At 72.6% G+C, this 6,012-nt stretch carries 4 protein-coding genes and 1 pseudogene; all 5 read right to left on the bottom strand.

The window, feature by feature from the left end:
- Positions 1-237, bottom strand: a pseudogene (locus tag ACOJUF_RS13430) (hypothetical protein); the annotation flags it as partial.
- Positions 238-771: 534 nt separating this feature from the next.
- The gene (locus ACOJUF_RS13425) at positions 772-1,758 is read right to left on the bottom strand and encodes a malate dehydrogenase (RefSeq protein WP_420122343.1); all 987 of its coding nucleotides are present in this window, start codon (positions 1,756-1,758) and stop codon (positions 772-774) included.
- 275 nt (positions 1,759-2,033) lie between these two features.
- Entirely contained in the window at positions 2,034-2,789 is a 756-nt protein-coding gene (gene pgl, locus ACOJUF_RS13420; protein ID WP_420122342.1) for a 6-phosphogluconolactonase, read from the bottom strand.
- Positions 2,786-4,243: a glucose-6-phosphate dehydrogenase assembly protein OpcA gene (locus ACOJUF_RS13415; protein WP_420122341.1), complete on the bottom strand. Its 1,458-nt coding sequence runs from the start codon at positions 4,241-4,243 to the stop codon at positions 2,786-2,788. Before ACOJUF_RS13415 ends, pgl begins: the two co-directional genes overlap by 4 nt.
- A gap of 76 nt (positions 4,244-4,319) precedes the next feature.
- Positions 4,320-5,870 (bottom strand): glucose-6-phosphate dehydrogenase, encoded by a 1,551-nt coding sequence (zwf, locus tag ACOJUF_RS13410; protein WP_420122340.1) that lies wholly within the window; start codon positions 5,868-5,870, stop codon positions 4,320-4,322.
- Between the last annotated feature and the right edge of the window lie 142 nt (positions 5,871-6,012).

Below are 6,012 nucleotides of genomic sequence, written 5' to 3'. Positions count from 1 at the left end.
CGCGATCGTGGTGGACAGGTTGACCGACATTCCCTCCTGGGTGGCCGACGTGGTCGCGGTGAAGGTCGTCCCGGCGGCGCTGGCGGCCGGCGCCGCGAGCAGGCTGCCGCCGATCATCGCGGCGGTCGCGGCGGCGACCAGGCCGGTCCAGCGACGCCCGCGGGCCCACCGGCTCGGACGCTGCTGGCCAATCGCGGTGGGGGTGTCGATCGGGGAGAGCGGCGCCTCGGTGATCATCATGCGTCCCTTCGGTCCAAGCTCGATGTGTGCTGTTCGTGTGCTGCTACGTACTGAAAGTAGTCGCGGCATCACGCTGCGCACATGAATCCACCGTTCCAACTTGCGTTGGGGTGATCGCATGGGACTGAATGGGGCTATTGCGTCACGCTGGGTCAGATGCGTCACGGTGCTCTGATGCACCTGGCCCACGCCCGCAGGGGCTGCTCGGCTCAGCGGGCGGGTGCGCTCGCGCCGACCCGCCGGCGACGCCCCGCGGGTGCGCGGACCACCCCCGCGCGCCGGTCCACAGTGCCGGTCCGCCGGGGTCTGGCATCGGCGCGGTCTGGCATCGGCGAGCGCGCGTCGGTGTCGGGAACGCCGACGGGCCCGCCCGGCGCAGTGCCGGGCGGGCCCGTGGACAGGGACCTACTGGGTGGGCGGGCGTTCGCCGCTCGCGCACCGGTCGGCGGCGGGGTCGTCCCCGGCCGGTGGTGATCAGGGCCGGACGGGCCCTGGTCGGGTTCAGATCAGATCAGACCAGCTCAGATCAGCTCAGATCAGTCCGAGCGAGCGAACGGCGTCGCGCTCCTCGGCGAGTTCGGTGACCGACGCGTCGATCCGGCCGCGGGAGAACTCGTCGATCTCCAGGCCCTGGACGACCTCCCAGCCCTGACCCGACGAGGTGGCCGGCACGCCGGCGATCAGGCCCTCGGGGATGCCGTAGGAGCCGTCGGACACGATCGCCGACGAGACCCAGTCGTCGGCCGGGGTGCCCAGCACCCACGAATGCACGTGGTCGATCGCCGCGTTGGCCGCCGACGCCGCCGAGGAGGCGCCCCGCGCGTCGATGATGGCCGCGCCGCGCTTGGCCACGGTCGGGATGAACTCACCCTCCAGCCAGGCCTGCTCGACCTGGTCGGCGACCGGCTTCCCGCCGACCTCGGCGTGGAACAGGTCGGGGTACTGCGACGCGGAGTGGTTGCCCCAGATCGTCATCCGGCGGACGTCCGAGACCGGCACCGACAGCTTCTTCGCGACCTGGGTGAGGGCACGGTTGTGGTCCAACCGCATCATGGCGGTGAAGCGCTCGGCCGGGACGTCGGGGGCGTTGCTCTGCGCGATCAACGCGTTGGTGTTGGCCGGGTTGCCGACGACCAGGACGCGGATGTCGTCGGCCGCGACCTCGTTGATGGCCGCACCCTGCGGCTTGAAGATGCCGCCGTTGGCCTCCAGCAGGTCGGCCCGCTCCATGCCCGGGCCGCGCGGCCGCGCGCCGACGAGCAGCCCGACATTGGCCCCGTCGAACGCCTTCCGCGGATCGTCGGAGATGTTGATGCCGGCCAGCAGCGGGAAGGCGCAGTCGTCGAGCTCCATCGCGGTGCCCTCGGCCGCCTTCAGCGCCGGGGTGATCTCCAGCAGGTTCAGCACCACCGGGGTGTCCGGGCCGAGCATCGCACCGGAGGCGATGCGGAACAGCAGCGCGTACCCGATCTGGCCTGCCGCTCCGGTGACCGTGACCGTGACCGGTGCCTTGCTCATGCAGAACTCCTTTGCGGTGGCGACCAGCACTGGTCGCCTCAGAGATGGCCTGTGGCCGGAACAATAACGACCGTACTGTGACCGGTGCCCAGCCTCGACCGATCATGTGGCGAGGGTCTCAGCCCGGTCCCGGCCGGCGTGTCGCGGTCCCGACCCGGTCCGATTCGCGCCGCCGGTGGGAACCCGGGTGCGCCTCTCCGCGGGCGACCCGGCCGCCCGGGGGCGCACCGAGACTGGTCGGCGGCGGCCGGGTCACGGACGCGCCGGCCCGGCGATCAGGAGACGGGGGACCGCGAGATCTCCGGAGGCAGGGCCGCGGCGGCTTCCCGGTCGAGCAGGAACAAGGTGCGTGACCGGCCCGTCGCGCCCGCCGCCGGCAGGGCGACCTCACCGGCACCGCCCAGCGCCAGGGCGACCGCCCCGGCCTTCGCCGCTCCCGCGGTGATGATCCAGACCTCGGCCGCGCGCCGGATGGCCGGCAGGGTCAGCGAGATCCGGGTCGGCGGCGGCTTGGGGCAGTTGCGGACCGCGACCGCGGAGCCGGTGTCGTGCACCGCCGGCGACTCCGGGAAGACGGACGCCACATGGCCTTCCGGACCCATCCCGAGCATCACCAGGTCGATCTCGTCGAGCCCGTCGACGATGTCGGCGTAGGCGGCGGCGGCCGCGTCGACGTCGGAGCCGAAGGCGCCGTCCGACGGGGCCATCTCGTGCACCCGGGCCGGATCCACCCGGACGTGCCGCAGCAGCGCGTCGACGGCCTGCCCGGCATTGCGCTCCGGGTCGTCGGCGGGAACGAAACGCTCGTCGCCCCAGAGGATCTCGACCCTCGACCAGTCGACGGCGTCGCGTGCGGGGGAGTCGTTGAGGTGCGCCAGCGTGCTGATCCCGACACCGCCGCCGGTCAGGGCGACGACGGGCACCCGGCCGGTCGACTGGATGTCGACCAGCTTGGTGACCAGGCGGGCCGCCGTGGTGGCGGCCAGCAGGTCCGGGGTCCGGTGGATGACGACCTCGGGGACGGAGCTCATGCGGTCACCTCCGCGGCGTCGGCCGGGCGGGATGCGCCGGCCGGTTCCGTGGTCGATCCCGTCATCGATGTCGTCGTCGATCCAGTTGTCGATTCAGTTGTCGATTCAGTGGTCGATTCAGTGGTCGATTCAGTCGTCGAATCAGCGGTCCGGTCGGTGGTCGCGCCGGTGACCCGGTCCCCGGCGCGGGACCGCCCGGTCCGGGACCCGGCCCTGGTGCCCTTGGCGGCCCTGGCCGTCGTGGTCGCGCCCCGCCCGGTCGCCGTGCTCGCGCCCGATGCCGTCGACGCGGCCGCGGTGCCGGGACCCGCTTTCGTGGTCTTCGCGGCCGGCGTGGTCGCGGCGGGACGGGCCGTGGCCCGGGTCGTGCGGGCCTGGCCATTGCGCGCGGGCGCGGACTTCGCGCCCGGTGCCGCCTTCGCGGCCGCCGTCTTCGCGTCCGCCGTCTTCGTGGCCGCCGTCTTCGTGGCCCGTGTCTTCGCCGCCGCTGTCGTCCTGGCTGTCGTCCTGGCCGTCGTCTTCGCCGCTGGGGCGGCGTTCACCTGGGCCAGGCCCTTGGCCAGCACGTCGGCGTAGATGTCGTCGGCGTCGAGGCGGCGCAGTTCCTCGGCCAGGCATTCCCGGAGGGTGCGGCGGGGGAGCGAGATGTGCCGTTCCGGCTGGTGGGCGACGGTCAGCTCGGCGGTGGTGCCCTCCGGCCGGATCAGGCTGATCTGCCCGCTCCGCCGGGTCAGGACGACCGAGTGCACCCCGGGGCCGGACTTGGCCGGGGCCTTGACCCGGCGCGTCGGGCATCGCAGGGCCCAGGCCAGCCAGGCGGCCAGCAGGTCCGTCGACGGGGAGTCGGCCGAGCCGGACACGACGACCTCGGTCACCTTCTCGTGCGGCGGCTGGTCCAGGGTCGCCGCGAGCAGGCCGCGCCAGCGGGTGATCCGCGTCCAGGCGATGTCGGTGTCGCCCGGCCGGTAGGTGTCGCGGCGCTTGGCCAGCTGGGCGGCGGGCCGCCGGGCCGAGTTGGCGTCGGTGATCCGGCGGTCCGCGAGCACGCCGATCGGGTCCTCGGCCGGGACCTCCGGCGCCTCGCCGGGCCACCAGACGACGACCGGGGAGTCGGCCAGCAGCAGCGGCACGACGACGGATGCGGCATGGTCGACCAGCGAGCCGTAGAGCCGGAGCACGATCACCTCGCTGGCGCCGGCGTCGCCGCCGACCCGCAGTTGGGCGTCGAGCCGGGGCGAGGCCCGCTTGGCGCCCTTGGCGACCACGATGACGCGGCAGGGATGCTCGAACGAGGCCGCGTTGGCCGCCTCGATCGGGTCCTCGGCCTGCCCGTCCTCGGTGACGATGACCAGCGTGAGCACCCGCGACAGCGCGACGGAGCCACCCTGCTCACGCAGGTCGACCAGGGCGCGATTGATCTTGGACGAGGTCGTGCTGGGCAGGTCGATGATCACCGGCGGCTCCCGCGAGAGAAATCGGAAAGGTCAGGATCGCACGCGGGGCACGATCGGTCCCGGCGGCCGCGCGGGATCACGGCCGCCGCCAGCGGCGGCCGTCGCGGGCCATCATCGCGTCGGCACTGGCCGGGCCCCAGGTGCCCGGCTCGTACTGCTCCAGCGGCCCGCCGGACCGGGCCCAGTGCTTCTCGATCGGATCCAGGATCTCCCAGGACAGCTCGACCTCGCGGTCCTGCGGGAACAGCGACGGCTCGCCGAGCAGCACGTCCAGGATCAGCCGCTCGTAGGCCTCGGGCGAGGCCTCGGTGAAGGACTGCCCGTAGGAGAAGTCCATCGATACGTCCCGGACCTCCATCGCCGGGCCCGGCACCTTGGACCCGAAGCGGATCGTCACGCCCTCGTCCGGTTGTACCCGGATGACCAGCATGTTCGACCCGAGCTCCTCGGTGTCGGACCGGGAGAACGGCAGGTGCGGGGCGCACTTGAACACCACCGCGATCTCCGAGACGCGCTTGCCCAGCCGCTTGCCGGTGCGCAGGTAGAACGGCACCCCGGCCCAGCGCCGGTTGCCGATCAGCAGCTTGACCGCCGCGTAGGTCTCGGTGGTGGAGTTCCGGTCGATGCCGTCCTCCTCCAGGTACCCGAGCACCTTGCTCGCGCCCTGCCACCCGCCGGCGTACTGGCCCCGGGCGGTCCCGGTGGACAGGTCCTTGGGCAGCTGGACCGCGGACAGGATCTTGACCTTCTCCCGCCGCAGGTCGTTGGGCCGGAAGGTGACGGGTTCCTCCATCGCGGTCAGCGCCATCAGCTGCAGCAGATGGTTCTGGATGACGTCGCGGGCGGCGCCGATGCCGTCGTAGTATCCGGCCCGACCGCCCACGCCGATGTCCTCGGCCTGGGTGATCTGCACGTGGTCGACGTCGTTGTTGTTCCAGATCGGCTCGTACAGCTGGTTGGCGAAGCGCAGCGCCAGCAGGTTCTGGACGGTCTCCTTGCCCAGGTAGTGGTCGATCCGGAAGACGCTGGACTCGGGGAAGACCTCGCCGACCAGGCTGTTGAGTTCCACCGCGGACTTCAGGTCGTGCCCGAACGGCTTCTCGATGACGACCCGCCGCCATTCCTCGCCGTGCGGTTCGCACAGCCCGGACCGCTTGAGCTGCTTGAGCACCACGGGGAAGGCCCCCGGCGGGATCGAGAAGTAGAACGCGTGGTTGCCGCCGGTGCCGCGCACCCGGTCCAGATCGAGCAGCGTCTGGGACAGCGTGTCGAACGCGTCGTCGTCGTCGAACGCGCCCTGGACGAAGCGGAACCCCTGCGCCAGGTGGCGCCAGACGTCCTCGGAGAACGGGGTGCGGGAGTGTTCGCGGACCGCGTCGTGCACGATTTTGGCGAAGTTCTCGGTGCTCCAGTCGCGCCGCGCGAAGCCGACCAGGGCGAAGCCGGGCGGCAGCAGCCCCCGGTTGGCCAGGTCGTAGATCGCCGGCATCAGCTTCTTGCGGGCGAGGTCGCCGGTGACCCCGAAGATCACGATGCCGGACGGTCCCGCGATGCGCGGCAGCCGCTTGTCGCGGGGGTCGCGCAGCGGGTTCGCCGCCGGGGCCGACCGTCCCTGAGCAGACACCATGGAGCCTCGTTCCTTCCTTCGGGCGGGTCGATCGACGGCCGGCCGGGGGCGGCGAGCGCCCCGGGGCGGGGAGGCCCCCGGCGGGGCGGGGGGGGGCCCGGGGCGCCGCGGCCGGGCGGGGCCGCCCAAAACATGTTGGTGG

It is taken from the genome of Nakamurella sp. (genome assembly GCF_048594475.1).
GTDB lineage: Bacteria > Actinomycetota > Actinomycetes > Mycobacteriales > Nakamurellaceae > Nakamurella.
The sequence above is the reverse complement of the archived record's forward strand: the minus strand, read 5'-3'. Positions and strand labels throughout refer to the sequence as shown.